Source organism: Streptomyces sp. NPDC048612, assembly GCF_043199295.1.
In the GTDB taxonomy this organism is placed as follows: Bacteria; Actinomycetota; Actinomycetes; order Streptomycetales; family Streptomycetaceae; genus Streptomyces.
Genome location: NZ_JBICVV010000005.1, coordinates 185,199 through 208,341, shown reverse-complemented (window position 1 = coordinate 208,341; position 23,143 = coordinate 185,199). Strand labels below are relative to the sequence as shown.

The 23,143-nt window shown below is 73.2% G+C and carries 20 protein-coding genes; 11 read left to right on the top strand and 9 right to left on the bottom strand.

Going from position 1 to position 23,143, the window contains the following annotated elements:
• Nucleotides 1-177: 177 nt before the first annotated feature.
• On the bottom strand, nucleotides 178-636 hold the full coding sequence (locus ACGFN2_RS11105; protein WP_362607126.1) for an Rrf2 family transcriptional regulator: 459 nt from the start codon (nucleotides 634-636) through the stop codon (nucleotides 178-180).
• Nucleotides 637-780: 144 nt separating this feature from the next.
• On the opposite strand from ACGFN2_RS11105, the gene ACGFN2_RS11100 reads away from it, so the two are divergent.
• Genes ACGFN2_RS11100 through ACGFN2_RS11085 form a run of 4 tightly spaced genes read left to right on the top strand, consistent with a single transcriptional unit; the run spans nucleotide 781 to nucleotide 5,259 of the window.
• Nucleotides 781-1,317 carry a (2Fe-2S)-binding protein gene (locus tag ACGFN2_RS11100; RefSeq protein WP_393359276.1) on the top strand — a complete coding sequence of 179 codons (537 nt, stop codon included), beginning with the start codon at nucleotides 781-783 and terminating at the stop codon, nucleotides 1,315-1,317.
• A 1-nt stretch (nucleotide 1,318) separates the two neighbouring features.
• The gene (locus ACGFN2_RS11095) at nucleotides 1,319-2,317 is read left to right on the top strand and encodes an FAD binding domain-containing protein (protein ID WP_393359274.1); all 999 of its coding nucleotides are present in this window, start codon (nucleotides 1,319-1,321) and stop codon (nucleotides 2,315-2,317) included.
• Nucleotides 2,314-4,563, top strand: coding sequence for a xanthine dehydrogenase family protein molybdopterin-binding subunit (locus tag ACGFN2_RS11090; protein ID WP_393359272.1), 2,250 nt, complete (start codon nucleotides 2,314-2,316; stop codon nucleotides 4,561-4,563). Before ACGFN2_RS11095 ends, ACGFN2_RS11090 begins: the two co-directional genes overlap by 4 nt.
• A 36-nt stretch (nucleotides 4,564-4,599) precedes the next feature.
• Nucleotides 4,600-5,259, top strand: a complete 660-nt coding sequence (locus tag ACGFN2_RS11085; RefSeq protein WP_362607132.1) for an NAD(P)H-dependent oxidoreductase — start codon at nucleotides 4,600-4,602, stop codon at nucleotides 5,257-5,259.
• A gap of 168 nt (nucleotides 5,260-5,427) precedes the next feature.
• Here ACGFN2_RS11085 and ACGFN2_RS11080 read toward each other — a convergent pair whose 3' ends face one another.
• Nucleotides 5,428-5,685 carry a WhiB family transcriptional regulator gene (locus ACGFN2_RS11080; protein ID WP_362607133.1) on the bottom strand — a complete coding sequence of 86 codons (258 nt, stop codon included), beginning with the start codon at nucleotides 5,683-5,685 and terminating at the stop codon, nucleotides 5,428-5,430.
• A gap of 368 nt (nucleotides 5,686-6,053) precedes the next feature.
• Here ACGFN2_RS11080 and ACGFN2_RS11075 point away from each other — a divergent pair, with 368 nt between their 5' ends.
• Together ACGFN2_RS11075 and ACGFN2_RS11070 are read left to right on the top strand one after the other, a co-directional pair.
• The gene (locus ACGFN2_RS11075; protein ID WP_393359270.1) at nucleotides 6,054-7,385 is read left to right on the top strand and encodes a serine hydrolase domain-containing protein; all 1,332 of its coding nucleotides are present in this window, start codon (nucleotides 6,054-6,056) and stop codon (nucleotides 7,383-7,385) included.
• Nucleotides 7,386-7,765: 380 nt separating this feature from the next.
• The gene (locus ACGFN2_RS11070; protein ID WP_393359268.1) at nucleotides 7,766-8,755 is read left to right on the top strand and encodes an ornithine cyclodeaminase family protein; all 990 of its coding nucleotides are present in this window, start codon (nucleotides 7,766-7,768) and stop codon (nucleotides 8,753-8,755) included.
• A gap of 76 nt (nucleotides 8,756-8,831) precedes the next feature.
• On the opposite strand, the gene ACGFN2_RS11065 is transcribed toward ACGFN2_RS11070, so the two are convergent.
• The 6 genes from ACGFN2_RS11065 to ACGFN2_RS11040 form a co-directional block, all read right to left on the bottom strand.
• The gene (locus ACGFN2_RS11065; RefSeq protein ID WP_393359266.1) at nucleotides 8,832-9,422 is read right to left on the bottom strand and encodes an SMI1/KNR4 family protein; all 591 of its coding nucleotides are present in this window, start codon (nucleotides 9,420-9,422) and stop codon (nucleotides 8,832-8,834) included.
• Between the two features lie 720 nt (nucleotides 9,423-10,142).
• The gene (locus tag ACGFN2_RS11060; RefSeq protein ID WP_393359264.1) at nucleotides 10,143-10,679 is read right to left on the bottom strand and encodes a GNAT family N-acetyltransferase; all 537 of its coding nucleotides are present in this window, start codon (nucleotides 10,677-10,679) and stop codon (nucleotides 10,143-10,145) included.
• A gap of 142 nt (nucleotides 10,680-10,821) precedes the next feature.
• Nucleotides 10,822-12,072, bottom strand: coding sequence for a globin domain-containing protein (locus ACGFN2_RS11055; protein ID WP_393359458.1), 1,251 nt, complete (start codon nucleotides 12,070-12,072; stop codon nucleotides 10,822-10,824).
• 151 nt (nucleotides 12,073-12,223) lie between these two features.
• Complete coding sequence (locus ACGFN2_RS11050; RefSeq protein ID WP_393359262.1) at nucleotides 12,224-12,673, bottom strand: RrF2 family transcriptional regulator; 450 nt, start codon at nucleotides 12,671-12,673, stop codon at nucleotides 12,224-12,226.
• An 86-nt stretch (nucleotides 12,674-12,759) separates the two neighbouring features.
• Nucleotides 12,760-14,367, bottom strand: a complete 1,608-nt coding sequence (dacB, locus tag ACGFN2_RS11045) for a D-alanyl-D-alanine carboxypeptidase/D-alanyl-D-alanine-endopeptidase (RefSeq protein WP_393359260.1) — start codon at nucleotides 14,365-14,367, stop codon at nucleotides 12,760-12,762.
• Between the two features lie 153 nt (nucleotides 14,368-14,520).
• Nucleotides 14,521-16,335 carry a TIGR03767 family metallophosphoesterase gene (locus tag ACGFN2_RS11040; RefSeq protein ID WP_393359258.1) on the bottom strand — a complete coding sequence of 605 codons (1,815 nt, stop codon included), beginning with the start codon at nucleotides 16,333-16,335 and terminating at the stop codon, nucleotides 14,521-14,523.
• Between the two features lie 431 nt (nucleotides 16,336-16,766).
• Here ACGFN2_RS11040 and ACGFN2_RS11035 point away from each other — a divergent pair, with 431 nt between their 5' ends.
• A complete protein-coding gene (locus ACGFN2_RS11035) occupies nucleotides 16,767-17,537 on the top strand; it encodes an HIT domain-containing protein (RefSeq protein WP_393359256.1) in 771 nt (256 codons plus the stop codon).
• 86 nt (nucleotides 17,538-17,623) lie between these two features.
• Here ACGFN2_RS11035 and ACGFN2_RS11030 read toward each other — a convergent pair whose 3' ends face one another.
• Nucleotides 17,624-18,406, bottom strand: coding sequence for a hypothetical protein (locus ACGFN2_RS11030; protein WP_393359254.1), 783 nt, complete (start codon nucleotides 18,404-18,406; stop codon nucleotides 17,624-17,626).
• A 340-nt stretch (nucleotides 18,407-18,746) separates the two neighbouring features.
• Between ACGFN2_RS11030 and ACGFN2_RS11025 the strand changes: the two genes are divergently transcribed.
• The 4 genes from ACGFN2_RS11025 to ACGFN2_RS11010 all read left to right on the top strand — a co-directional run bounded on the left by ACGFN2_RS11025 (nucleotide 18,747) and on the right by ACGFN2_RS11010 (nucleotide 23,123).
• Entirely contained in the window at nucleotides 18,747-19,571 is an 825-nt protein-coding gene (locus ACGFN2_RS11025) for an SDR family oxidoreductase (protein WP_393359252.1), read from the top strand.
• Nucleotides 19,572-19,851: 280 nt separating this feature from the next.
• Nucleotides 19,852-21,765, top strand: a complete 1,914-nt coding sequence (locus ACGFN2_RS11020) for a cellulase family glycosylhydrolase (protein WP_393359457.1) — start codon at nucleotides 19,852-19,854, stop codon at nucleotides 21,763-21,765.
• A 97-nt stretch (nucleotides 21,766-21,862) separates the two neighbouring features.
• Entirely contained in the window at nucleotides 21,863-22,765 is a 903-nt protein-coding gene (locus ACGFN2_RS11015) for an aminoglycoside phosphotransferase family protein (protein WP_393359250.1), read from the top strand.
• A gap of 58 nt (nucleotides 22,766-22,823) precedes the next feature.
• Complete coding sequence (locus tag ACGFN2_RS11010; protein WP_393359456.1) at nucleotides 22,824-23,123, top strand: hypothetical protein; 300 nt, start codon at nucleotides 22,824-22,826, stop codon at nucleotides 23,121-23,123.
• The last annotated feature ends 20 nt before the right edge of the window (nucleotides 23,124-23,143 follow it).

Here is a 23,143-nt window from a genome sequence, read left to right as displayed (position 1 = left end):
ACGGATCAAGAGCCGTTCAAGGGGCGGACAAGCTCGTCTTGGCATCCGGACGGCTGGTGCTGGTGCTGGTGCTGGTGCTGATGTTGGTGCCGGGGTCGGCGCCAACAGTCAGGGAACGACCACGGGCGAAGGGCGTCCCATGGGCCCGTGCGCCCGGACCGATCGGAGGGGCGGCCCTTACGGGTTCGCCCAGGAAGCGGGGTTCTCGGTCAGCTCCGCGACCTGTGGTGGCAGCTCGGCGGAGGCGACGTCGGCCAGCGACACACCGTCGAGGATCTCGCGGACGTTCGCCCGCAGCGCGATCCACAGCGGCAGCAGGGAACGGGCGGGCCCGGTGTAGGACAGCTCCGGCGGACGCACCCCGCGCACCGACACCAGCGGCCCGTCCACGACCCGGATGACATCCGCGATGCTGATCGCCTCCGCGGGCTTGGCCAGCCGGTACCCGCCGTTGCCGCCGCGCCGGCTCTGCACCAGCCCGCCGCGCCGCATGTCGTTCAGGATGCCTTCGAGGAACTTGTGCGGAATGTCCTGGGCCTGTGCGATGGCCTCCGCCTTGAGCGGCCCCGCGTCCCGGGCGTCCGCGAGTTGCAGCGCGGCACGCACGGCATAGTCCGCTCTGGCTGAGATCCGCATGCCCCGCATTATCCCGTAAGGGGCCCGGCGCCGGTCCGCCGGGTGCACCGGTTCCCGCCGCCCGGCACACCCCCTCCGCCCGGTTGCGAGTCCGGACGACCGGACGGACGCTCGACGTACGGCATCGACTCCGAGGTGAGTGTCGTGGCAGACAAAGGTGTGCCGATCCCCGTCACCCAGCCCGCCACCCTGGAGACCCGCGGACCGGGCAGCGTGCAAGTGGCCCTCGTCGTCAACGGCGTCTCCCGGATTCTGCACCTGGAACCACGGGTGAGCCTGCTGGACGCACTACGCGAGCAGATGGCTCTGACCGGCTCCAAGAAGGGCTGTGACCAGGGGACCTGCGGGGCCTGCACGGTCTGGGTCGATGGGCGCAGGGTGCTGGCCTGTCTGACCCTGGCCATTACCTGCGAGGGCCGTGAGGTGACCACCATCGAAGGCCTCGCCGAGGGCGACGAGCTGCACCCGATGCAGCGCGCCTTCCTGGAGCACGACGCCTTCCAGTGCGGGTACTGCACGCCCGGACAGATCATGTCGGCCGTCGCGCTGCTGAACGAAGGGCATGCCGGGACCGACGGCGAGATCGCCGAGTGGATGAGCGGCAACATCTGCCGGTGCGCGGCCTATCCCCACATCCGCTCCGCCATTCGCGAGGTGCGGGACCGGAAGACAGGACAGTGATGTGCGTGCCATCAGCTACACCCGCCCCACGGACGTGCACAGCGCCGTCGCGGCGGTGACGAGCGACCCCGGCAGCTCGTTCCTCGCGGGCGGCACCACGGAAGTCGATCTGCTGCGGCTGGACGTGCTGCGCCCGCACCGGCTGGTGGACATCAACCGGCTGCCGCTGACCGGCGTCGAGGAGCGCTCCGGCGGCGGACTGCTGATCGGTGCGCTGGCCCGGATGAGCGAGGTCGCGGAGGACCGGGCCGTCGTGGAGCGTTTCCCGGTGCTGTCCCAGGCTCTTCTGCTCGGCGCCTCCGCCCAGTTGCGGCACATGGCCTCCATGGGCGGCAACCTCATGCAGCGGGTGCGCTGCGCCTACTACCGCGACCCCGAATCCGCGTGCAACAAGCGCGTTCCGGGGAGCGGCTGTTCCGCCCTGGAGGGCATCCACCGCGGTCATGCGATCCTCGGCACGAGCGAGCACTGCATCGCCACCCACCCCTCGGACCTGGCGGTCGCCCTCGTCGCCCTGGACGCCGTGGTGCACGTGGAAGGGATGGACGGCTCCCGCACCATCCCGGCCGACGACTTCTTCCTGCTCCCCGGCGACACACCCGAGCGCGAACATCCGCTCACCCCCGGCGAACTCATCACCGCCATCGAGGTCCCCGCCCTGCCCATGGCGCGCAACTCGCTGTACCTGAAGGTGCGGGACCGCGAGTCGTACGAGTTCGCCCTCGCCTCGGCAGCGGCGGCGCTGGCGCTGGAGGACGGGGTGATCCGCGAGGTCCGGCTCGCGCTCGGCGGGGTGGCGACCAAGCCGTGGCGCGCCCACCGGGCCGAGGACCTCCTCCTCGGGCAGCGCGCCGACGACGAGTTGTTCGCCCGGGCCGCGGACGCCGAGCTGACCCCCGCCGTCACCCGGCCGATGAACGCCTTCAAGGCGGAGCTGGCCCGCCGGACCCTGGTCCGTGCCCTGCAGGTCACCGCCGCGACGGGAGGCGGGACACGATGACCACGGGCGCCCTCCTCGAAGCCGTCGGCCGGCCCGTCGACCGCGTCGACGGCCCCGCCAAGGTCACCGGCCGCGGCCGCTACGCGGCGGAGATCACCCTGCCCAACACCGCGTACGCCGTGCTGGTCGGCGCCCGTACGGCCGCCGGGCGGATCACCGCGATCCGTACCGACGCCGCGGAGCGCGCCGACGGTGTGCTCGCCGTGCTGACCCACCAGAACCTGCCCGCGGTCCCCGGCCGGCCGCATCTGCTGCCGTCCCTGGCCGGTCACGCCGCCCCCGGGGAGAGCTTCTTCCCGATGCAGGACGACACCGTCCACTACTTCGGCCAGCCCGTGGCGATGGTGATCGCCGACTCGGTCGAACGTGCCCACCACGCGGCCCGCCAGCTCCATGTCGACTACGACCGCGGTGCCTCCGTCACCACCCTCGACGAGGGCCGGGACCGCGCCTACGAACCCGAGGCGATCTTCGCCGGGTTCATCCCCGCCCGCAGCGTGCGCGGCGACGTCGAGGCCGGTTTCCGGGCCGCGGCCCACCACCTCGACGTCACCTACCACTTCGCGGCGAACCATCACAACCCCATCGAACCGTCGGCCACCACCGCCGTCTGGGACGGCGACCGGCTCACCCTCTACGACGCCACCCAGGGCATCGCGGCGACCCAGAACACGGTGTCCGCACTGCTGGGCATCCCGCCGTCGAAGGTGCGGGTCCGGGCGTCGTTCGTCGGCGGCGGATTCGGCTGCAAGGCCATGATCTGGCCGCATGTCACCCTGGCGGCCCTGGCCGCCCGCGAGGTGGGCCGGCCGGTCAAACTGACGCTCACCCGGGAGCAGATGTTCACCTCCTGCGGCCACCGCGAGGAGCAGGAACAGCGCATCGAACTCGGCGCGACCGACGACGGCCGGCTCACCGCGCTGCGGCACCACAAGCTCTCACTGACCTCGCCCTTCGACGAGTGGGCCGAACCCTCGCTCAGCATGGCTTCACAGGCCTACGCCTGCCCCCACTACGAGGGCGTCTACCGCCTGGTCCGCGGCAACACCATGACCCCCACCTTCACCCGCGGTCCCGGCGAGACCACGGGCATGTTCGCCCTGGAATGTGTGCTGGACGAACTCGCCCACCGCATCGGCGTCGACCCGGTGCAGCTGCGGCTGCGCAACCACGCCGAGGCCGACCCGAACACCGGCCACCCCTGGTCGAGCGACGGTGCCGCGGAGTGCTACCGCCGCGGCGCGGCCCGCTTCGACTGGCAGTCCCGCAACCCCGAACCCCGCTCCGAACGGGACGGCAACCGGCTCATCGGCAAGGGCATGGCCACCGCCGGCTACCCGGTGTTCTTCCCCATGCAGCCACAGCGCGCCCGCGCCCGGCTCTACGCCGACGGCACCGCGGTGGTGCAGGCCGGCACCCAGGAGTTCGGCACCGGCACGGGCACCGTCATGACCCAGGTCGCCGCCGACGGCCTGGGTGTCGCCCTGCGGAACGTCCGCTTCGAGTACGGCGACACCGACCTGCCGAACGTGTCGGCCGCGGTCGGCTCGGCAGGCGCCGGAATGATCAGCGCCGCGGTCCACACCGCCGCCACCACGCTCCGCGACCAGATGATCGGGCAGGCGGTCACCGACCCCGGCTCCCCGCTGCACCACGCCGACCCCGCCACCGTCGTCGTCCGCGAGGGGCGGATGCAGCTCCGGCACCGGCCCGACACCGGCGAGACCTACCAGGCCCTGATGCGGCGGCACTTCATGACCGACCTGGACGCGCTCGGCAGCTGGACCCCGCCGCCGGGCAACCTCCCGTACGGGCTCGCCACCTTCGGCGCCCAGTTCGCCGAGGTCGCCGTCGACCCCGACCTCGGGACGGTCCGGGTGCGCCGCATGGTCGGCGCCTTCGCCCCCGGCCGGGTCCTCAACGCCAAGACCGCCCACAGCCAGGCCACCGGCGGCATGCTCTGGGGCCTCGGTCAGGCGCTGCTCGAAGGCAGTCTGGTCGACCCCCGCGACGGCCGCTGGGCGAACGCGAGCCTCGGCGAGTACCTGGTGCCGGTCCACGCCGACGCACCCGAGGTCGCCGTCGAGTTCGTGGAGGTGCCGGACACCGTCGTCAACCCGCTGGGCGTCAAGGGCCTCGGCGAGGTCGGCATGGTCGGCGCCGCGGCGGCCATCGCCAACGCCGTCTTCCACGCGACCGGATACCGCGCGCGGGAACTGCCGATCAGGATCGAGCACCTGCTGTAGGAGACCCGGCCCGCCCGGCGACGGAAGGACCCGACCATGCCCACGGATGCGCACCCCGGCCCGCTGCGGGTACTCGTGCTCGGCGCGTCGCTGCGGGCCGGATCGAGCAACGCCCGGCTGGCCTCTCTCGTGGCCCGCATCATGACCGCCGCCGACGCCGCCGTGGACCTCGCCGCCATGCGGGAGTTCGCCATGCCGCTGTACGACGGTGACCTGGAGGAGGCCGAAGGGCTGCCGCACGGTGCGCTGGCACTCCGCGACCGGCTCGAACGGTGCGACGCCTTCGTGCTCGCCTCACCCGAGTACAACGCCTCCGTACCGGGCGTGGTGAAGAACGCGATCGACTGGGTCTCCCGGGTCCGCCCGCAGCCGTTCAAGACCAAGCACGCGCTGCTGGTCTCCGCCTCCCCGTCCCTGGTCGGCGGCAACCGCGGACTGTGGGCGCTGCGGGTCCCGCTGGAACATCTCGGCACCCGGGTCTACCCCGACATGTTCAGCCTCGCCGCGGCCCACCAGGGCTTTGCCGAGGACGGGCAGCTGGCCGATCCCGCGCTGCAACAGCGCCTGGAGGAGACCGTCACGGCCTTCCTGCACCTCGTCGAGGCCGACACCCGTTTCGTCTGCCTGAAGCGCCGGTGGTACGAGTTCCCCGGGGACCTGACCGGCGCCCCGGTCACCCAGCGGGCGGAGGACTGACGGGCCGGGGACGGGCCGGGTGCGGGAGCGGGCGTCCGGCGGCGGCTCGTTGGCCGGGCCGTCGGAAAGGGGCGGTAGCGGAGGTCGTTCCGCTACCGCCCCCGGTGTATGTACGGCGTCGCTGTACCGGTGCGGCACCCGCCGGAACGGGCGCCGGGACGGCTCACCTCAGGCGGAGGCAAGGCGCGCCCGGTGCCGGGCGGCCCGGCGCCGCATGGCACGCCGCTCGTCCTCGCTCATCCCGCCCCAGACACCCGTGTCCTGGCGGGATTCCAGTGCCCACTGGAGGCACTGTCCCATCACCGGGCAGCGGCGGCAGACCGTCTTGGCCTCCTCGATCTGGAGCAGCGCGGGGCCGGTGTTGCCGACCGGAAAGAACAGCTCCGGGTCTTCTTCGCGGCACACCGCGTCATGACGCCAGTCCATGGTTGACCTCCGTTCTCCGCGGCGGGGCGCGGTTGGGTGAGTGCGGGCCCGGTGCCGGGGCGGCCCGGCTGATGCGGCAGCCTCCTCGCCCGGACACCTGCTGTCCTCGCGTGCCCGATCCTGCGCACACAATGCACCGCTGTCCCCAACGAACACATTCCTCCGCAAAGTGATCACAATTCGGTCCGTCCCGGGCCATGGCGAGGGGCCGCCCCCGGGCTCGGCCACGACGCGGGACCGGGGCCCCACCCTCCACAGGAACAGGGCAGATGTCGAGGACCAAGGTCAAGCAGCCCTGCCGAAAGGTCACTTGACCACCGTGAACAACCGTGAACTGATGGGGCCCGTAGACGACGGGGAGGGGCGACATGCTGGACGGGCTGACCGAGTACTGCACGGAGGCGCTGGCGGAACACGGGTGTCCGTCGGTCTCCGTCGCGGTGGCCGAGCGCGGAGCGGTGGTCCTCGCCGCCGCCTACGGGGCGGCAGACGTCGCCACCGGCCGTCCGGCCACACCGGACACCGCGTACGGGCTGGCGTCCGTCACCAAGCCGATGACGGCGACCGCCGTCTGCCACGCGGCCGACGAGGGGCTCCTGGACCTGGACGCACCCGTGCCGCTCCCGGGCGCCGACCACCGGCCGGCCGCCCCCACCGTGCGCCAACTCCTCCAGCACCGCGGCGGCTTGGGACCGTACTACGCCTGGGACTACGGCGACGGCGAGCGGGTGCCCGACCCGGACCGCTACACCGTGCCCTTCCGCACGCCGGGCACCGGCTTCGGCTACGCCAACCTCGGCTACCGCCTCCTCGGCCGACTGCTGGAGCGGGCCACCGGCCAGGACCTGGCCACCTGCGTCCGCGAACGGGTCTTCGCGCCCCTCGGGCTCACCGGCTGCCACCTCGGCCGGACCTACCCGGGCCCGGCACCGTCCGCGCTGCGGTACTCCTCCGGCGGACGCGCCTACCCCGACTACGACTGCGGCCACCCGGGCGCCACCCTCGGCTGGGCCCCGGCCGGTGAGCTGGCGCTGTTCGCCCAGTCGTACGACCGGCTGCTGAAGCCGGAGACCGCGGCGGCCGTGCGGCAGGCGCTGCCGGTCAACGAGCATCTGGGGTACGGCCTCGGCTGGTGCCTGTCCTCGGGCGACGGCCCGCTGGTGCAGAGCCACGGCGGTGGCGGGCCCGGAGTCGCCGCGATGACCCTGGTGATACCCGAGCGGGCGCTGTCCGTCGCGGTGCTCACCAACTCCACGGACAAAGCGGCCCGCGACGCGATCCTCCGCCATGTCCTGGCGGAACTGGCCCCGGACTGCACCACCGAGTCGATCACACCGGTGACCCCCGATCTGCCGCGCCCGATGACGCTGCCGGAGGGCGCCTGGACCGGCCGGATCAGCGCACCCGAGCGGGAGGTGCCGGTCACCCTCCGCGTGCTGCCGGACCGTCGGGCCGAACTACGGCTGGCCGATACGAGCGCCACCGCCCCGGCGGACGCCTCGGAAGCCTGGGACCTGCGCGCGGCCTTCCCGCTGCAGCTCCCGACCGCGGACGCCCGGATCAACAGCCCCGAACTGGTGCTGAACCTCAGCCTCGTGGAGGGCGCGCTGACCGGTGTGGCCCACGCCTGCAAGAACGGCGACGCCGAAGGCCGGCTCGGCAACTTCCTGAGCCACCCCTGCCGGCTGGAACCGGCCTGAGCGGCCGTCCCACAGACGACGGCGGTCGACGGCCCGCGGGCCGTCGACCGTTCATCCCGCTTCCAGCAGCTCCGGGGACGACCGGAACCCGGCCCGGCGCAACCGGGCCGGCACGGGAGCGTCAGCGGCGCGAGTCTGCCGAACCCGGACGTCTGTGGTCATCGGACGAGTCTCGCGCACCCGGGCCTTCTCCCGCTGCCGAATTCCTGACGGTGCGGGCCCGCTCGCGGCGGCACCGGGCGCGGGTGCGCCGGCGGGCCGTCCCCCGCGCCGCCGGCCGCAGCAGCGAGGCGGATGCGGGAAGCCGCCGCCGGGACTACGGTCGACGCCTCGGCCCGGCGCAGGCCGGTCGGGCCGCTCTGACCAGGAGGTGGAACCGGATGCTGGTACTCGGGCGTTCGCAGGTCGAGGAGTTGCTCGATCTGGACGCGCTGATCGACGCGTTGGCGTCGGCGATGACGGATCTCAGCGCGGGCCGCGCGTCCAGTCCGGACCGCGTCGCCGCGACGGTGCCGGAACGGGACGGGTTCCTGGCGGCCATGCCGGGCTTCGTTCCGTCAGCCGGGGTGCTCATGAGCAAGCTGGTGTCCGTCTTCCCGCACAACGGCGGCACCCCGGTGCCGACCCACCAGGCGCTGATCGTCGCCTTCGATCCGCACACCGGCGAGCCCACGGCGCTGCTGGACGGTACGGCGATCACCGCGGCGCGGACCGCCGCCGGTTCGGCGCTCTCGGCGCGGCTGCTGGCCCGCGAGGACGCCTCGGTGCTGGCCGTGCTGGGCACTGGAGCGCAGGCCAGGTCGCATGCCGAGGCGATGTGCCGGGTGCGCCCGATCCGGCAGATCCGGGTGGCCGGCCGCGACCGGACGAAGGCGGCCGCACTGGCCGGCGAACTGTCCGCCACGCTCGGGGTCCCGGTCGAGGCGGCGGCCGGTTACGCCGAGGCGCTCGACGGGGCCGACATCGCCGCCGCGGCCACCCACGCCGTCGACCCGGTGATCCGCCGTTCCTGGCTGACACCGGGCGTGCATGTGACCTCGGTGGGCTTCAACCCGGAGGGGCGGGAGGTGGACGACGCCACGGTCGCCGAGGCGCTGGTGTGCGTCGAGTCGCGGCAGGCCGCGCTGGCCCCGTTCCCCGCGGGCAGCAACGACCTGCTGCGCCCTCTCCGGGACGGCGTCATCACGGACGACCACGTCCACGCCGAGCTGGGCGAACTCCTCGCCGGCAGCACACCGGGCCGCTCCTCGGACGACCAGATCACCCTCTACAAGTCGGTCGGCGTCGCGGTGCAGGACGCCGCGGCCGCGGCCCTGGTCGTGGCGGCCGCCCGGGAGCGGTCGGTGGGGGAGGAGATCCGGCTGGCGTGACGCGGCAGGCAGCGCCCGCGTGCTGGGCGCCCGTTCCACAGGCCGTGGGACGAGCGCCCGGGGGCGGCTTCCTGTGTCAGCCGTGCAGCCAGGACAGGTACCAGTCCCGGAAGTCGGGGCCGGGGCTGATCTGCCCCCAGGTCATGTCGTCGAACCAGACCTGACCGGCGGACGGCCCGGTCACGACGAGCCGGACGAATGCCCCGCACCCCGACTCGGTGATGACCAGCGACCCGGCCACCCTCGTGCGCTCCGCCTCCTCGTCGCATCGCTCGGCCGGACTGCCCTGCCACTCCTCGGAGAGCGGGAACGGCGCCGACAGGAAGCCCGGACGCCGGTCCAGTTCCCGCAGATCGTCGACGGCCTCGTCACTCTCGGCGGGGACGGGCTCGTCGAGTGGCAGCAGTCCGTATTGGGGGCCTGCCCCGGAGCCGCCCACCTGGGCGAGGAACGTCCGGTAGGCAGCGGGCAGTCTGACGGCGTACCGCTCCTCGAAGGCGCGGAGCGCCGCCTCGGGCAGCGGCGGGCTCAGCCGGTAGCGGTGCTCGTCGGCGCCGAACCGGGCGCACTCCGGGTCCTGCTGCGCCAGTTCCCCGAGCCGGGCCCGTATCGCGTCCGTGTCCCAGTCCCGCGCCGGTCCTCCCTGAGGACCTCGATTGCTCTGCATCTGCCGGCTCCCTCTTCCTGTGCCGACAGTATTCTCGCAGGTCAGCGCCCGTACGTTCGCCGGCACAGCCGCAGCAGATCCGCCCGGACCCGGCCGGCGGCCATCCGGCAGACCACCCCCGCGTCCATCGTCGAGCGGGGCCGCGGCCGCCGGAGCGTACGGGGCGGTGTCTCCGCGTGGTGCCGCTGCCTCGGCGCCGTGTGTACCGGCACCCGACGCGGCCTCGACGGTACGGAGTGAGCGGGCCGCGGCACCGGCCGCCCCACGGACCGCCGTTCCGCCCGCTTACCCGGCGGGGTGTGCCGGGCACCAGAATGTGCCTTCCCGGACGCCGCGGACCGCTTCGCTCGCTTCCGTACGGAAGCGACATCGACCAGCCGCTCCCGGGGCGACCCCTCGGTGGGCATCAGCAGCGGTGAGGGCCGGGCCGGGGCCACCGTGCGTCCGCCCGGTGCGGGGCCGGGGTCGTGCCGGGGAGCGTCGGCGGGAAGGGACATACAGCCGCCGACGGCCAGGAGAACGGTTGTCGCTGCGACGAGGCGAAGGAGGAGAGGGCGCACGCCTTCACGGTGTCGGAGGCCCGTGAGCTGTCCAAACGACGCGCCGGGCCTCCACGCGGACGAAGGACACATACGAACTCCCGTGGCAGTCCCGCGCCGACGCGCAGCGGGCCGGACGCCAGGGCTGCGGCCGGTCCGTCAGGATCTCAACGCCCGTCGCTCACATGGGCAGTGAGCGCAGCCGCACCGGTCCCGGCGGCCACTCCGCCCCCTCTCGCAGGGGCGTCCACAGGGTCTCCAGTGGCATGACCGCGGTGGTGTCCCCGGGCTGCTCGACCTCCACGTCCGCATCCAGCCGCCGCCAGCCGAGCCGCTCGTACAGGGGCAGGAGAGGTGACCGGCAGAAGAGGAGACCGTACCGGGGGCCGATCGTGCGGGCGTGCTCCAGGGCGGCGGTCATCACGCTCCGCGCCAGTCCCTGTCCGCGCAGGCCGGGGGCGACGGCCACCCCGCCGACACCGACCGCCCGGGTCTCCATGGAGCCGATCGACAGCGGCACCGTCACCAGGCCGGTGTGCGCCACGAGACGGCCGTCCCGTTCGATGCCGAAGTGCTCCTGCTTCGCCCGCCACGTCAGCCCGGTCCAGGCGACGCCGAAGGCGTCCTCGCCCTCACCGAGGATCTCGGTCAGTTCCGTCTTGGTGAACCGCGTCAGCCGGACCACGGCCGGTGGAGCGGAAGGCAGATGTGCTGTCATTCCCCGCATCATGCTGCCCGCACCCGTCGGCGGCAAGGCTGCCACCACGTCACCGGCCGCTGGTCGCCGCCCAGTTCACGGTGGTGTGGAGGCACAAGGTCCGGCCTGGCGCCTCTCCGGGAGGACTTGCCTCGGTGGCGCCCTACAGCCCGAGGTCCGGTCCGAAGACCTCGTAGTGGATCGCCGCGGACGGGACGCCGGACTCCAGCAGTTGCGCCCGTGCGGCCTTCATGAACGGCACCGGCCCGCACAGATAGGCGGTGGTGCCGGCCGGAATGGCCAGCCGCGTCAGATCCATCAGCCCGGTGCGCACGGTCACCGCGTCGACGGCACCGCCCGTCTCCCGGCCCGCGCCCTCCTCCTCGTCCGGCGCTCCTTCCTCGTACCAGATGTCCATCGTCGCGTCGGCGAGCTTGCCGGTGAGCCGCCGGAGATCCGTACGGAACGGGTGGGTGGCGGGGGAGCGGTCGGCGTGCGCGGTGAGGATGCGGCGCCGGGAGCCGGTGGCGGCGAGATGCGTGAGCATGGCGGCCATCGGGGTGCAGCCGATGCCCGCCGAGGCGAGGAGCAGGGGCCCGTCGCCGTCCTCGGGCAGCACCACGGCACCGAACGGCGGGCTCACCTGGAGGATCTCGCCGCCGTGCACCCGCGAGTGGAGGTACCCGGACACCTCGCCCGCGGGGCTGTCGGCCGGGGCACCGGGCCGCCCGCCGGCCGCCACCCGCTTCACGGAGATCTGGAGCCCGCCGTCCGGCTGCCCGGAGAGGCTGTACTGACGTATCTGCCGTGCGCCGTCCGGGAGTTGGACCTGTACGGAGACGTACTGGCCGGGCCGGGACGCCGGTACGGGGGCACCGTCGGCTGGCCGCAGGAGGAAGGTGGCCACCTCGTCGGTCTCCTCGATCCGTCCGGCCACCCGGTAGGGCCGCCACACCGCGCCGTCCCGTACGCCGGCCTCCGCCGCGAGCCGCTGCTCGACGGCGATCAGGGCATGCGCCATCAACCAGTACACCTCGTCCCAGGCCCGCACCACGGCGTCGGTCGCCGCCTCGCCCAGCACCTCGGCGATGGCCGCGAAGAGGTGTTCCCGCACGATCGGGTACTGCTCGGGACGCACCCCGAGAGAGGCGTGCTTGTGCGCGATCCGCGCGAGCAGCGTGTCCGGCCGGCTGTCCGGGTGTTCGAGGAGATGACGCGCGAAGGCGGCGATGGACCCGGCGAGGGCCTGCCGCTGGCTGCCGTTGGCCTGGTTGCCGCGGTTGAAGAGATCACGCAGCAGCTCGGGGTGGGCGGTGAAGAGCTTCTCGTAGAAGAGCGCGGTGATCTCCCCGATGGCTCCGCTCACGGCGGGGAGGGTGGCACGTACGGTCTCGGCGGACTTCGGCGACAGCATCGACGGCTCCGGATTCTCGAAGGTGAGGAAGGAGGAAACTGGCATCTGAGATGCGTATTTTTGTCCGTGGTAACGGTGCGGCGTGCGGGCGGGGTTGGGGGGGGCTTCCGGCGGCTTCAGATCCACCGGCCCCTGGCGGGCGCCGGGTGACTCAGTCCCGGTCGGGCGTGGATGTCAGGCTGAGCAGCAGTGGACCGGTCGGTGATTCGACCAGGTCGGCGATGGAGAGCGGATCGAGTGAGACGTAGAACGCTTCCTGTGCCGTCCGCAGCGCGCCGCGCAGCCGGCAGCCGCCGCGCAGTGGGCACGGTGGATCGTCCTCGCACCCCACGACATCGTCGACCCCCTCCAGGTCCCGCACCAGCCGACCGAGTGACCCCGTACGCCCCGCGGTCGTCAGTGTCAGCCCGCCACCGCGTCCGCGCCGCGCCTCGACGGCGCCGAGGTGCTGGAGTTTGCTCACGACCTTGGCGGCGTGGGTGTACGGCACCTGGACGGCGCTCGCCACCTCGCGGGTGGTGGGCGCGTCACCGGAGTCCCCGAGTACCGCCAGGCGCATGGCGACGCGGAGGGCGATGTCGGTGCTTTTGGTCAGTCGCACACGAGCACTCTATAGAAGTTGCATCCAAGATGCCAATTAAGTCCTCGGGGTCCCGATCACGCGCCGCGCCCTCCCTGCCCCGCCGCTCACTTCCCCCCGGCGGACTGTTGTTGGAGGTAGGCGGCGACGTCGGCCACGTCGTCGCCGATGGACAGGACGCCGTTGATGTCGGCGTCGGGGGTGGCGGCGCCGTTCACCCCGGCGAAGAAGACGTCGAAGTGCCCCTTACGGGTCTCCAGGTAGCCGCCGGTGGTTTCGGCGCCCACGGCCAGGCGGTCGTTGAGGAAGTCGCCGCCCGCCGCGGTGCCGGTCTTGGCGAAGACCTTGCCGCGCGAGGGGCAGCTGCGGCAGGAGTCGGCCAGTGAGCCGTCGACGCCCAGGATCGGCAGTGCGGTGCGGAAGCGCCGTGCCTCGGGGGTGCGCTGCCAGTACGTCAGGATCTGCGCCACGGCACGAGGGGTGGTCCGGTCGGCCGGGTTGCCGCCGCGGCCGTCGGCGAGCTGTACGGCCTTGCGGTCCACCTGCGCGCCGTCCAGGAACTTGGCGAGGACCGGGAATCCGTCCGCGCAGTCGGTGCTCCCCGCACTGGTGGCCATCAGGCACACCCCCAGGTTCGCCCCGAGGTTGTGGCTCACCTTGAAGATGAGCTTGGCGTACTGGGCGAAGACGGGGGAGGTGTAGCGGGCCACGGTGGGGGCGCCCTGGTAGGTGCGCGGCAGCCGGCGGACGGGGTTGGGGCCGACGGCCTTCGCGCGGACCTCGACGCCGGCCCGCTGGAGCGCCTCGATCAGGGCGGTGCGGCCGAAGGCGTTCGGGTCCTTGACGGGCGAGATCCGCAGGACGGGGGCCGAGCCTTCGGCGATGGTGCCGGACAGCTGGATACGGGTGCCGTCGGCGGAGCTGCGCACGGTGATGTCGGACGGCCGGCCCGCCGCGACCGTGCGGACGGAGGAGGTGACGTGGTAGGGCGCGACCTTCGGGCGCCAGTCCAGCCCGGCGGGGGTGCCCGCCGCGGCGCCGGGCGTGGTGAGCAGATCGATCACGTTGTCATTGATGATCAGCGGTGTGGGTACCGGATCGAGGGCGGGGTCCGGCCGGAACAGCCGTGCGTCGACGACCACATCGCCGTCGACCCGCCGGATTCCCGCGGCACGCACCTGCCGGGCCAGCTGGTCGATACCGGCCAGCGGGTTCTCCGGCGTGAGGGTGGCTCCGGGGATGTCGTTGGCGTAGGTGTGGTCGATGGTGGTGTAGGCGACGGTGCCGTCCTTGCGCGTTCTTCCGCCGAGGGTCAGATCGCCCTGGGCGACCAGGTCCAGGTCGCCCTTGAGGGTCGCGTTCCGGCGCTGTCCGACGGCGTGCACGGGCGTGACGAAGTGGTGGTCGCCGCCCAGGGTGTGCCAGGCGCCGCTGACGCTGAACAGCTTGGCCGTGGAACCGGGGATGAAGAACTGGTCGGCGTACTGGGACTGGGTCACCTTGCCCGTCCGCGGGTTCTGCTGGAACAGCCCCCACTGGGCGTGCCGGTACTCCGGCTTCCGCATGATCGCGGTGATCCGCGGGTCGAGCGCCCGGGGCGTGGCGGACGGCGCCGCCTGGACCAGACCGGTGATGACGACGCCGACGGCCAGCAGCACGCACAGGGTCCCGGCGATCCGCCGTCGGGCCGGCCGCGGTGTGACGGAGGGGGGCATACAGACTCCACCATTGGTGTTGTTCTGCGGCATATCTGTCGATATGCACCCCCTGACGGTACTGCCCTCCCCCACCGCGGGGCCGCAGCGCGTCGGCCGGGGTCCCCCGGACGCCTCAGCGCGCCGCTCCGGACGGCGGGCGTGGGGCCCGGGTCAGGCCCGCCGGAGGAGGAGTTCGGTGTTGCGGTCCGCCGGGGTGCCGGCCATGGCCTCGTGGACCGTGCCGGTCATGCCGGCGAGACCGGGGGCGTTGTAGGACAGCTCGCGGTAGAGGGACGCGAGCCCGACGGACGACAGGTCGTCGAAGTCCGTGCGGTGCGGTGCGGCGGACTCGATGAGGGTGGTGAACAGGGACAGCGTCCCGTCGTGGTTGTCGGCGAGTTCGACGACCCGGGCATGCTGCGGATAGTCCACGTGGGAGGCGGTGTTGACCTCCCAGAAGGAGCGGGCGGCCGTCGGGTGGGCGTGCGGGGTGACACGGTTGACGTGGCTGTGGCCGTTGATCCACGCGACCACGTTCGGGAACCGGCTCAGCAGGGCGATGACCTCCTCGCCGTCGTGCCGTGTCTCCTCCGCGCGCGCCGCGTCGGGCCGCCGGGTCATGCTCGGGCTGTGATGGTGGCTGAACACCAGGATGTGGGCGTCATCGGCGCCGGCGTTGCGTACCGGCCGGCCGTCCGTGTCGTAATGGCGGGAGCTGTGGGCGGCCAGCGTCCGTTCCAGCCACCGGAGTTGCTCGGTGCCGAGTGACCCTTCGTAGTGGCCGCTGCGGTAGGTGGTGTCGATGCTGATGCCGATGACTCCCTCGGCGACGGTGAAGGAGTAGTGCATCCGGTCGCCGTCGAGGTGGTTGTCGGTGTAGCCGTGCCCGACGGGTCCCGCACCGGCGAAACCCGGGTCCAGATGGGCCCGCAGATACTCGTGCGGGGTGGCCATGCGCCGGCGCTCGTCGGGTGTCACGGTCCGGGCGCGGGCGGCGTTGCGGGCGAGGATGTCCTTGAGCACGGTGCTCTTGGGATCGTCGCCGGAGTCCAGCACCCTCGCGAACGCGGCGACATCGGCGTCCGGTACGGAGAACAGCTTGCGCGCCCCGGTGATGTACTCCGTCAGGACCGGGTCCTGCGGGGCCAGACAGCCGCCCGGCAGGTCGTCGTGGTTGCCGGGCGTCGAGTACCAGGGCATCCGCAGACCGGGACTGACGACCGGGCGCATCGCGGCGTCGAGGTAGCCGGGCAGATGCGGCAGACCCCGCTTCTTGTCCTGGTCGCGCAGACCGTCGTCCGGGTGCCAGTACAGCGGGAGACCGGAGTTCTGCACGCCCTCGAAGGAAGCCGGGTCCCCGGTGTTGGGGGTGATGCGGCCGCCGCTCATCAGGGTGAGGAACCACTCCAGCTCCACCATCGAGTGGTTGTCGATGTTGTCACCCGTGGACATCACGAACGCCGGTGGGCGGCCCGTGTGCGGTCCGCCGCCGAGCGCGTTGGCCTGCTCCACCAGCGAGACCGAACCGGCCACCGACAGCGCCTCCTGGGCCCGCCACGACCCCGGCGACCCGGCGCGCAGGAACTCGGTGCGCAACGGGCTCTGGACATCGACCACATGGAGGTCGGTGAACTGGAGGAAGCACGCCAGGGCGGTCCGCCGGTCCTGGCGTCCGGACGCCGCGGCGGCGAGTTCACCCCGGACGACGAGCGGCCAGCCGGGGCCGGACGTGAGGCGGCGGTAGCCGCCGGTGCCGACCGGGCGCGCCGTGGTGTCCAGCGTGGTCGCTCCGTACGGCGCCGCCCGGTGAGCGGCGGGGCGGGCCGGCGCCGGGCGGGGCGGCGTCTGTGCGTGCCCGGCGTCCGGTGCCGCGCTGCTGCTGCGCCGGCCCGGCAGTGCCCAGGTGGCACCGGCCGCGGCGACGGCGGCACCGGAAGTGAGGAGAAAGTGACGGCGGTTGGTGGGGATCTGGATCATACCGGCCATGCGGCCCTCCGTGCCGTGGCGGATGCCCGACCACAGCGGTGTCACCAAGCGGAATGTCTCATTCCAGAGAGTGGGCGGGGAGCGTGACCGGTAGCTGAACGAACCCGGAACGCGGTACACCCATTGCCTGTCGGCTGCCCCCGGCCGCCCGGCGCCCGTCACGACCAGGAACCCCCGGCCCGGAGAAGCTCACATGGCCACGCGATGTCCGGTACATCTGTCGCAGGGAAACCGGGGGAGAAACCGACGCCCCGATGCCCCGGCGTCCCGATGACCGATGACCGAGTGCCGCCGTCCGAATGCCGAGCTCGCCGCCCGACGACTGCTCCCCGCCGTCCGCCGTCCGCCGTTCGTCGACCGCGACAACGACAACGACGCGCGCACCTGTCTCCCGCCCTGTCCGGCCCCGTCTCCACACAGCAGGAGAGCCCATGACCAGCAGCACTACCGCCCCTATCCGGATCACGTCCTACGGCGCCCGCTGGGGTGCCCCGCCCCGGCATGGCACCGGCGCGCTCGTGCTCGACGTCCGGGACCGGATGTGGGACCCGGCCGACTCCGCGATCACCGCGTCACTGGTGCCACTGACGGGTCTGCACCGCGAGGTCCGTGACTACGTCCTGTCCGCCCCGGACGCCCGGCAGACCGTCGAGCACACCGGGCGTCAGCTGCTCGCCCTGCACCGGGCCGGCGGCGGCGAGACGGTGCACCTGTACGTCGCCTGCTGGTACGGCCGCCACCGGGCCCCGGCCGTCGCCCGCGCGGTCGGTGACTGGCTCGCCGAGCGCGGGACCGCGGCCGATGTCGAACACCGCGATCTCGCCCGCCCCTTGATCCACAGTGAACCCGTCAGACAACTGGAGGCCTGTGCCTTCTGCCGTATGGCCGCCGGTACGGAGCCGACCCCGCTCGTCCGGGACTGGCCGGAAGCCTTCGCGATCGAGCCCCGCCGTCCGGTCACGCCCGGACACCTCCTGGTCATTCCGCGCCGCCATGTCCGGGACGCGACGACCGACCCGGCGGTGACCGCCGCGGTGATGCAGCGCGCGGCGGAGCTGGGCGCGGAACTCGCCGGGGATCTGAACCTCATCACCGCCGTCGGCCGGGCGGCGACGCAGACGGTCTTCCACGCCCATGTCCATCTGATCCCCCGGCACCACGACGACGGACTGCCGCTGCCCTGGGCCCCTCAGGGGCGGTGAACTCCGCCCGTCCGCCGGTCCGCCCGTCCGCCCGCCCCGCACGGGGCAGCCGGGCCGGCCGGGTGAGGGCGGCCCCCGGCCCCCGGTCACCCCGCCAACGGCTCTCCTCCCTCCCAGGCCCCGGCCGAGCGGCGCCCTTCGCCGGTTGCCGGGGCCGGGCGGTGGCCCAGGTTGAGGGCGGTGCGCAGGTCGACGGAGGGGTCGAGCGCGGCGTCGATGCGGGCGTGGAGCAGGGGGCCGCCGCTGAAGCCGGTGGTGCCGAGCGCCTCGTTGAGCCTGGCGGCGGCCGCCGCGGTGACCGTGATGCCGGTGTTCATCCGCAGCGTCGCGGTGGCGGTGTCGATGGAGGGGGTGATGCCGGGCCGGGTGAAGGTGCCCACGGTCTGCCTCGGGCCGCCGTCGATCCGGGCCCGCAGGGCGCCCTGGCCGAGGTCGGCGGTGAAGTCGGTGATCTTGACGACCTTCTTGGTGCCGCGGTGGACCAGTGCGATCCCGGCGTCGGCGAAGCGCAGTTCACCGCCGACCTTGCCGCCGCTGTTGGTGACCGCACCGCCCTTGACGCGCAGGTTGATCCCGTCGGCGTCGTGGTGCGGAGTGACCGCGCCCTGCGCGTCGACGTCCGCGATCACCACGCCCTGCGCCTTGAGCGCGGCGAGCAGGGCGGGAGGGGTGGCGAAACGGGCCGAGCCACCCTGGACGGGGACCTCGGTGTGGCCGGCCGGGCGGGCCTCGGGTGACCGGCCGCCCGTCGGCGGGGCGGTGGCGGAGGTGGCGGAGGTGGCGGAGGACTGTGCCGGGGCGGGGGCGGCGGTGAGAACAGCGGTGGTGAGGGTCAGAACGGCAGCGGTGGCGAGATGGCGAGCGCGCATACGAGTCCCTTTCTCCGGTGCGGCCGGGTGCCGGAATCGGGCGCCGGGAGACCGACTGCCGGCGCCCGGCCGACGAAGCACCCGATCTGTGATCATCTCGTCACCCTAAGTGCTTGGCGCGTGCCGCGGGCGTCTGTCGATGCCGGTGGGTGCCGGTGGGTGCCGGTGGGGGAGCGCGGAGGTGATGGGGGCCGCCCTCGGCCCCGGGGCTGGGCCAGGAGCCTGAAATCCACGGCTCGGGGGAGTCGTACGGTCCGGGCGGCCGAATGCCGCGAACGGGGTGAATGTGATCAACGCTCTCGGGCTTCGCCCCGGGCGCGGCCGCCCTACGTTGGGAGCCATGAAGGTTCTCATCATCGGCGGCAGCGGGTTCCTGGGGACGGAACTGGTGCGCCAGGCGACGGCCGCGGGCTGGGAGACGGCCGCGACGTACCACTCCCGCCACGGCAGCGTCCCTGGGGTCGCGTGGTACCGGCTCGACCTGCGGGTCCCCGGGCAGCTCGACGAGGTGCTGGCCGCGGCCGCGCCCCGCGCCGTCGTCAACGCCACGAGCGGGCACAGCGAGTGGGCGGTCACCGCCGAGGGCCCGATCCGGGTGGCGAGGGCGGCGGCGCGCCGCGGTTGCCGTCTGGTCCACGTCTCCAGTGACGCCGTGTTCTCCGGCTCCCGGGTGCACTACGACGAGACCTGCCCGCCCGACCCGGTCAGCCCGTACGGCGCGGCGAAGGCGGCCGCCGAGACCGGCGTGCGGTTCCTGGCACCGGCCGCCGCGGTCGTCCGCACCTCACTGATCATCGGGGACGGCGGGTCCATGCACGAGCGACTGGTGCACGGACTGGCCGCCGACCCCCACGACGGCGTCCTGTTCACCGATGACATCCGCTGCCCGGTGCAGGTCGCTGACCTGGCCTCCGCGCTGTGCGAACTCGCCGTCTCCGACCGGGCGGGGACCTTCCACGCCGCCGGGGCGGAAGCCCTCAGCCGGCACGAACTCGGCGTGCTCATCGCCCGGCGCGACGGGCTCGACGCGACCCGGCTGCCCGCGGGGCGCCGGGCGGATTCCCGCATCCCCGGGCCCCTCGACGTCCGCCTCGACAGCACCGCCACACAGCGGCGCCTGCGCACCCGGCTGCGCGGAGCCCGGGAGTTCCTCCACGTCCGGTGAGGGGCGTGTGGCGCGCCGCCGTCCGACTTCGGTGGCCGGGGCGAGTCGTCTCCACCGGCCGTCCGGCGGCGGGCGCCCGCAGCGCCAACAACGCTGACCGGCCAGGAAATTGGCCGTAGGAGGGTATGGCCCCGTCGGTCACCCGTCGGTAACTTGTCCCTGGCCCGCCGGCGGTGTCCCTGCCGTGCGGCCGCTCGCCGGACCGCGCCGGTGAGTACGTCCGACGAAGCAGGCAGATGACGTGCAGCCGTTCCTACGTTCCGTGTGCCGTGTCCTGGCGATGTGCCTCGTCCTGACGGGGCTCGCCGTCCCCGGCGCGGTCGCGGCGCCCGCTGCGCCGGAGGCCTCCGCGGCCGAACCGTCAGCCGCGTCCGCCGGGAAGGCCGCCGAGGCGTGGACCGCTCCGCTGTCCACCCGAGGCCGCTACATCGTCGATGCCGACGGCCGGCGATTCCGGCTGAAGTCCGCCAACTGGGACGGGGCGCAGGGCTCCTGGAACGGCTCGGGCGACATCGACGACCCGGCCAACCACCATGGTGGCCAGAACGCGCACGGCATCCCCGTCGGTCTCGACCGCGTCCGTATCGCCATGCTGCTCGACGACTTCCGCGCGCTGGGCCTCAACAGCATCCGGCTGCCGTTCTCCAACGAGATGCTCCACGCCACGGCCCCGGTGCCGGACGCCGCGGTCGCCGCCAACCCGCAGCTGCGCGGCAGGACACCACTCCAGGTCTTCGACGCGGTGGTCTCCGCCCTGACCGCGGGCGGCTTCGCGGTCGTCCTCAACAACCACACCAACACCACCCGGTGGTGCTGCGGGCTCGACGGCAACGAGCGGTGGAACAGCCGCCAGACCACCCGGCAATGGGCCGATGACTGGGTCTTCATGGCCCGCCGCTACCAGGACAACGGCCGCGTGGTGGGGGCGGACCTCTACAACGAGGTGCGCCGTGACGTCCTGGACGACCCCAACTGGGGCCTGGGCGACGCGCACGACTGGCAGGCCGCCGCGCAGGAGGCCGCCGACCGGATTCTCACCGAGGCCAACCCCCGTCTCCTCCTCATCATCGAGGGCATCAACTGGACCGGAGTGCCCCTGGACGGCCTCCCGCACGGCCGCCCCACCCTCGCCCCGGCCCGTACGCTCTCGCACACCCTCGTCACCTCCGGGAAACTCGTCTACTCCGCCCACTTCTACGGCTACACCGGCCCGCACCACAGCGGCGCCACCGGGATGGGGGAGACCCACGACCCCCGCTACCAGGACCTGAGCCGTGACCAGTTGCGCGCCGTACTGCGCGACCAGGCCTTCTACGTCTCCGAGGAGACCGGGAAGCACTTCACCGCGCCCCTGTGGATCAGCGAGTTCGGCACCGGTTCCGAGGAGTCAAACCCGGCCGCCCGCGCCTGGTTCGGCAATCTCACCGACTATCTCGCCGACACCGACACGGACTTCGCCTACTGGCCGCTCGTCGGCTGGAGCACCGACAGTCAGGGGCGGCCCGTCGGGGACACCTGGGCCCTGCTGGGCTACGACCGTACCGGCCGCCGCACCGGAGTCCTCGACGGCGGCGACTGGCGGGCCACCGCCTGGCACCGGCTCATGACCGCCCCGCAGAAGACGGGCCCGGTGCCGGCGACCCCCGCCTGGCACATGCTCACCACCGACCACCGCGACTTCGTCCAGTCCCTGAGCGCCCGGTCCCTGGGCGACTGGGACAGCGGCGCCCGCAAGGCGGCCTGCCCGGACGGTGAACGTCTCATCGGGATCAGCCACACCCGGGGCCGCGGGCTGTGCACCGACGCGCCCACGGCCGGCGATCTGCGCAAGCCCGGCAGCGTCCCCACCGTGGTGCGCGACGAGCGCCATGTCCCGGCCGGCGGCGACTGGGCCCCCGGCTACAGCAAACTCCAGTGCCCCGACGGACACTTCCTCACCGGCTACAGCCTGCGGGGCGCGAAGCTCTCCGCCGCACTGTGCACACCGGCCCGCACCGCACTGGGCACGGACGGGAGCACCCTCTGGTTCGACCGCGGGGACAACCGTCCGCCCGGCGACCCCGGAGGCGACTTCGCCCACGGCCACTACAAGGGGCAGTGCCCCTCCCGCTCCTATGCGGCCGGCCTCGCCTACACCAGCCGCCTCGGACACCTCGGCCGCCCCGACGCCCTGCTCTGCCGGCCCCTGACCTGACGGATAAGAGGTCGACGGGGACGGCGGGCCGGGATATCAAGGGACGCCGCCCACGACACCGGGACGGCCACGATCCCGAGCGATACGGAGGCACCCCGTGAGCCCACGCAGGAAGCATGCCGACGCGGTGCGGCTCGACGTCCCGCTGGTGCGCCGCCTGATCGGCGCGCAGTTCCCCGCGTGGGCGGACCTGCCGGTCACGGCGGTCGACTCCGCCGGGACCGCCAACGCCATGTTCCGGCTCGGTGACGCCATGGTCGTACGGCTCCCGCGCACCGAGGGTGCCGCCGACGACGTGGCAAAGGAACACCGCTGGCTGCCCCGGCTCGCCCCCGCGCTCCCGGTCGCCGTACCCGCACCGCTCGGGCAGGGCACACCCGCCGCCGGCTACCCCTGGCCGTGGTCGGTCTACCGCTGGCTCGACGGGGAGAACCCGGCCGTCGGCCACCTCTCCGCACCCCGCTCGCTCGCCGCGGATCTGGCGGCATTCGTCACCGCCCTGCACCGCATCGACCCCACGGACGGGCCTCCGTCCTACCGCAGCGAACCCCTGGCGGAACGGGACGCGGCGACGCGCGCCGCGGTGGCGGAACTGCACGGCCTGATCGACACGGACGCGGCGCTCGCCGGCTGGGAAGCGGCGTTGCGGGCGCCCGCCTGGACCGGACCGGCCGTCTGGCTCCACGCCGACCTGCAGCCCGGCAACGTGCTGACCGTCCGCGGCCGGCTCGGCGCCGTCATCGACTTCGGCTGCCTCGGCCTCGGCGACCCCGCCGTCGACACGATCGTGGCCTGGTACCTGCTGCCCGCCGAGGCACGCGGCCTCTTCCGCACGGCCCTGGGCGCGGACGACGCGACCTGGGCCCGCGGCCGCGGCTGGGCGCTGTCGGTCGCGCTCATGGAACTCCGCGCCTACCGCGACAGCAACCGGGTGATGGCGGCCATCGCCCGGCATGTCATCGAGGAGATCCGCGCCGAGGAGGCGCGGGCAGCCGTCTGAACGGGGGTGATGGCCCGGCCCGCGGGTGACCGTTGCCCGCGCTGATCGTTCTCCGGTGATGAAACGTATCGTCACCACCTCGCTCCTGGTCCTGTCCTGCCTGCTCCCGGCCGCTCCGGCGCAGGCCGACGGCCCCGAGCGGATGCCGCAGGTGGCAGGCCGGGGCCTGGTCTCCGCCTACCAGGCCCTGAACTACGACACCTCCGTCCGGCTCCGCGACGGACGCGGCGCGGGCCGCCATGTGCTGTGGCCCGGTAGCTGGAAGGTCTGCTCCCAGGCTCCGGAGGCGGGCACACCCCTGGAGGGCCGGCCGGCCACGCTCACCGTGGTCAAGAACCATGAGGCGTGCCCGGCCTGACGCCCAGAGCCGGTGGTGCC

Excerpts from the sequence above, each read along its gene's own strand:
- ACGFN2_RS11105 (WP_362607126.1), bottom strand. The coding sequence starts at position 636 with ATGCGGATCTCAGCCAGAGCGGACTATGCCGTGCGTGCCGCGCTGCAA.
- ACGFN2_RS11090 (WP_393359272.1), top strand. The coding sequence starts at position 2,314 with ATGACCACGGGCGCCCTCCTCGAAGCCGTCGGCCGGCCCGTCGACCGC.
- ACGFN2_RS11085 (WP_362607132.1), top strand. The coding sequence starts at position 4,600 with ATGCCCACGGATGCGCACCCCGGCCCGCTGCGGGTACTCGTGCTCGGC.
- ACGFN2_RS11080 (WP_362607133.1), bottom strand. The coding sequence starts at position 5,685 with ATGGACTGGCGTCATGACGCGGTGTGCCGCGAAGAAGACCCGGAGCTG.
- ACGFN2_RS11075 (WP_393359270.1), top strand. The coding sequence starts at position 6,054 with ATGCTGGACGGGCTGACCGAGTACTGCACGGAGGCGCTGGCGGAACAC.
- ACGFN2_RS11070 (WP_393359268.1), top strand. The coding sequence starts at position 7,766 with ATGCTGGTACTCGGGCGTTCGCAGGTCGAGGAGTTGCTCGATCTGGAC.
- ACGFN2_RS11065 (WP_393359266.1), bottom strand. The coding sequence starts at position 9,422 with ATGCAGAGCAATCGAGGTCCTCAGGGAGGACCGGCGCGGGACTGGGAC.
- ACGFN2_RS11060 (WP_393359264.1), bottom strand. The coding sequence starts at position 10,679 with ATGACAGCACATCTGCCTTCCGCTCCACCGGCCGTGGTCCGGCTGACG.
- ACGFN2_RS11055 (WP_393359458.1), bottom strand. The coding sequence starts at position 12,072 with ATGCTGTCGCCGAAGTCCGCCGAGACCGTACGTGCCACCCTCCCCGCC.
- dacB (WP_393359260.1), bottom strand. The coding sequence starts at position 14,367 with ATGCCCCCCTCCGTCACACCGCGGCCGGCCCGACGGCGGATCGCCGGG.
- ACGFN2_RS11040 (WP_393359258.1), bottom strand. The coding sequence starts at position 16,335 with ATGGCCGGTATGATCCAGATCCCCACCAACCGCCGTCACTTTCTCCTC.
- ACGFN2_RS11035 (WP_393359256.1), top strand. The coding sequence starts at position 16,767 with ATGACCAGCAGCACTACCGCCCCTATCCGGATCACGTCCTACGGCGCC.
- ACGFN2_RS11030 (WP_393359254.1), bottom strand. The coding sequence starts at position 18,406 with ATGCGCGCTCGCCATCTCGCCACCGCTGCCGTTCTGACCCTCACCACC.
- ACGFN2_RS11025 (WP_393359252.1), top strand. The coding sequence starts at position 18,747 with ATGAAGGTTCTCATCATCGGCGGCAGCGGGTTCCTGGGGACGGAACTG.
- ACGFN2_RS11020 (WP_393359457.1), top strand. The coding sequence starts at position 19,852 with ATGTGCCTCGTCCTGACGGGGCTCGCCGTCCCCGGCGCGGTCGCGGCG.
- ACGFN2_RS11010 (WP_393359456.1), top strand. The coding sequence starts at position 22,824 with ATGAAACGTATCGTCACCACCTCGCTCCTGGTCCTGTCCTGCCTGCTC.